This window comes from Streptomyces sp. NRRL WC-3549, assembly GCF_000721935.1.
Taxonomy (GTDB): domain Bacteria; phylum Actinomycetota; class Actinomycetes; order Streptomycetales; family Streptomycetaceae; genus Streptomyces.
Genome location: NZ_KL585400.1, coordinates 27,103 through 29,936 on the forward strand (window position 1 = coordinate 27,103; position 2,834 = coordinate 29,936).

The window sequence follows — 2,834 nt, forward strand, 5'->3', positions numbered from 1 at the left end:
ACTCAGCGACAGCCGCAGGCGGTCGCTGGCCAGCCGCATGTGCTCGGCCATCGCGGCCTCCGCGCCCTCCGGGTCGCCCCTCCGGATCGCGTCGAGCACGGCACCGTGCTCGTGCAGGGTGCCGGTGACCGTGCCCTCGATGTCCCCGGCCCGCTCCATCCACACCTGGAGCAGCGCCCGGATGGAGTGCAGGATGTCGCTGAGCACCGTGTTGCGGGCGATGTTCGCCGTCTCCAAGTGGAAGGCGATGTCGGCCTCGATGAACGCCGTGACGTCGGTCCCGGCCTCCCGCATCCGCTCCAGGTGCTCTTCGAGCCGCTCGACGTCCTCGTCACAGGCCCGGTCCGCGGCCAGCCGCGCCGACATGCCCTCCATGAAGGTGCGGACCTCCACCAGGTCCTGCGTACGCCGCTGACCGAGCATCAGCCCCCAGTTGATCGCCCGGGGAAGGAATTCGCTGGTCCCCTCGCGCACGTAGCTGCCCGACCCCGGGCGGATCTCGATGATCCCCAGGACGTCCAGCGCGGAGAGCGCCCCGCGCACGCTGGAGCGCGCGACGCCGAGCGCGTCCGCGAGCTGGCGCTCCGCGGGCAGCCGGGTCCCCGGCTTCAGGTTCCCCTCGGACAGGTGGTCGAGGAGTCGCTTGGCCACCTCGCTGACCGAGGACTCCCGGACGACGGGGCGCAGGAGTGACGTGAAATCGGGCGCTTCGGGCTGCGTGGACACGCTGACCAGTACATCAGACCGGGCGGCCGGTACCGGGAGGGGGCGGAAGATAACGCGCTCATCGGTCGAGGAGAAGAGCTCAGGGGAGCGACCTACGTCACTTTGGTAAATTGGTGACCAATTTACGATCCGGAGCTAGCTTGGAGTTGTTCACCGGCTGGAAACACGACCCTCCGCGGTTCGCCTTCGCCTGCCGGAGTAGACACAGAACCGGACAAAGCGGTCCGCAAGCGAGGAGTCTCCCCATGGGCGCCACTGCGCATTCAGCCATCCAGGGATCAACCGTCGAGAGATCCACCATCCGGAAGGTCTCGATCCGGCTCGTCCCCTTCGTGGCCCTGATGTTCTTCGTGAACTATCTGGACCGGACGGCCGTCTCCTTCGCCGAGCCCAACGGCATGGGACAGGACCTCGCCCTCACCGCGGCGCAGTTCGGCTTCGCCTCCGGTGTCTTCTTCATCGGCTACATCATTCTCGAAGTGCCCAGCAACATGGCGCTGCACAAGTTCGGCGCCCGGCGCTGGCTGGCGCGGATCATGGTGACCTGGGGCATCGTCGCCCTGCTGTTCACCTGGGTGCAGAACAGCGAGCAGCTGTACACGCTCCGCTTCCTGCTCGGTGTCGCCGAGGCCGGGTTCTTCCCGGGCGCGATCCTCTTCCTGAGCCAGTGGGTGCCCTCCCGGCACCGTACGAAGGTGCTCGGCCTCTTCTACCTGGCCCAGCCGCTGACCACGGTGATCGGCGCCCCGCTGGCCGGCTGGTTCATCAACCAGCACGGGCTCTTCGGCCTCGAAGGGTGGCGGGTGATGTTCCTCGGCGTGTCGATCCCCGCGATCCTGCTCGGCGTCGTCGCCTGGTTCTACCTGATCGACAAGCCGGCCGACGCCAAGTGGCTCACCCCCGCCGAGAAGGACTGGCTGACCAAGGAGCTGGCCGCCGAGAACGCGGGCAAGACCGGCGCGGACGAGAAGACGAACCACGGCAAGCAGGCGCTGAAGGCGGCCTTCACCAACAGCCGGGTCTGGACCCTCGCCCTGATCTACTTCGGCTTCATCTACGGCCTGTACGCGCTCGCCTTCTTCCTGCCGACGATCATCAACGGCTTCCAGGAGCAGTTCGGCACCACGTTCAGCGTCATGGACAAGGCCCTCATCACGGCCATCCCCTACCTCCCGGCCGCGATCGTCCTGTACTTCTGGTCGCGCCACGCCACCAGGCACGGGGTGCGGACCTGGCACATCGCGGGCCCGGCCGTCGTCGGCGGCGTCTCGATCCCGGTCGCCCTCTACATGGGCTCGCCCGCCGCGACCGTCGCCGTCATCACCGTCACCGCCTGCGCGATCTTCGCCGCGCTGCCGGTCTTCTGGTCCGTGCCCTCACAGTTCCTCACCGGGGCCGCCGCCGCGGCCGGGATCGCCCTGATCAACACCGCGGGCAACGTCGCGGGCTTCGCCGCCGGATACGTCACCGGCTGGCTGAAGGACTTCAGCGGCGACTACTACCTGCCGCTGTTCCTGGTCGGTGCCTTCATGCTCATGTCCGCCGCGCTGATGCTGTGGCTCGCCAACCGGTCCAAGGGCCGGGAAGCGGGCCGGGGCCGGCCCCTCGCAGAGGTCCGATGATGACCCGCCTCTCCAACGACCCCGCCGCCTTCGCCGACGAGGCCCTCGAAGGCTTCGCCGCCGCCCACCCCCGCCGGGTCCGCCGGGTCCCGGGCGGGGTGGTCCGGGCCACCCGTACCGTCCCCGGCCAGGTCGCCGTCGTCGTCGGCGGCGGGACCGGCCACTACCCGGCCTTCTCCGGCCTGGTGGGCCAGGGCCTCGCGCACGGCGCGGCGGTCGGCAACGTCTTCGCCTCGCCCTCCGCGCACCAGGTCCGCCGGGTCGCCGAGGCCGCCGAGACGGGCGGCGGTGTCCTGCTCGCCTACGGGAACTACGCCGGCGACGTCCTCCACTTCGGCCAGGCGGCCGAGCAGCTGACCGCCGCGGGCATACCCACCCGCACGCTCGGCGTCACGGACGACATCTCCAGCGCCTCCCCCGAGGAGGCCCACAAGCGTCGCGGGGTCGCCGGTGACCTGGTCGTCTTCAAGACGGCCGCCGCGGCGG

General features: G+C 69.7%; 3 protein-coding genes. 2 read left to right on the forward strand and 1 reads right to left on the reverse strand.

The window, feature by feature from the left end:
* Positions 1-726: FadR/GntR family transcriptional regulator (locus IH13_RS0115885; RefSeq protein WP_031084935.1), on the reverse strand; the 726-nt coding region annotated here is incomplete at its 3' end.
* A gap of 245 nt (positions 727-971) precedes the next feature.
* On the opposite strand from IH13_RS0115885, the gene IH13_RS0115890 reads away from it, so the two are divergent.
* Together IH13_RS0115890 and IH13_RS0115895 are read left to right on the forward strand one after the other, a co-directional pair.
* Positions 972-2,348: an MFS transporter gene (locus IH13_RS0115890; protein WP_031084937.1), complete on the forward strand. Its 1,377-nt coding sequence runs from the start codon at positions 972-974 to the stop codon at positions 2,346-2,348.
* The coding region (locus IH13_RS0115895) for a dihydroxyacetone kinase subunit DhaK (protein WP_031084939.1) at positions 2,348-2,834 on the forward strand (487 nt) is incomplete at its 3' end. The genes IH13_RS0115890 and IH13_RS0115895, both read left to right, overlap by 1 nt.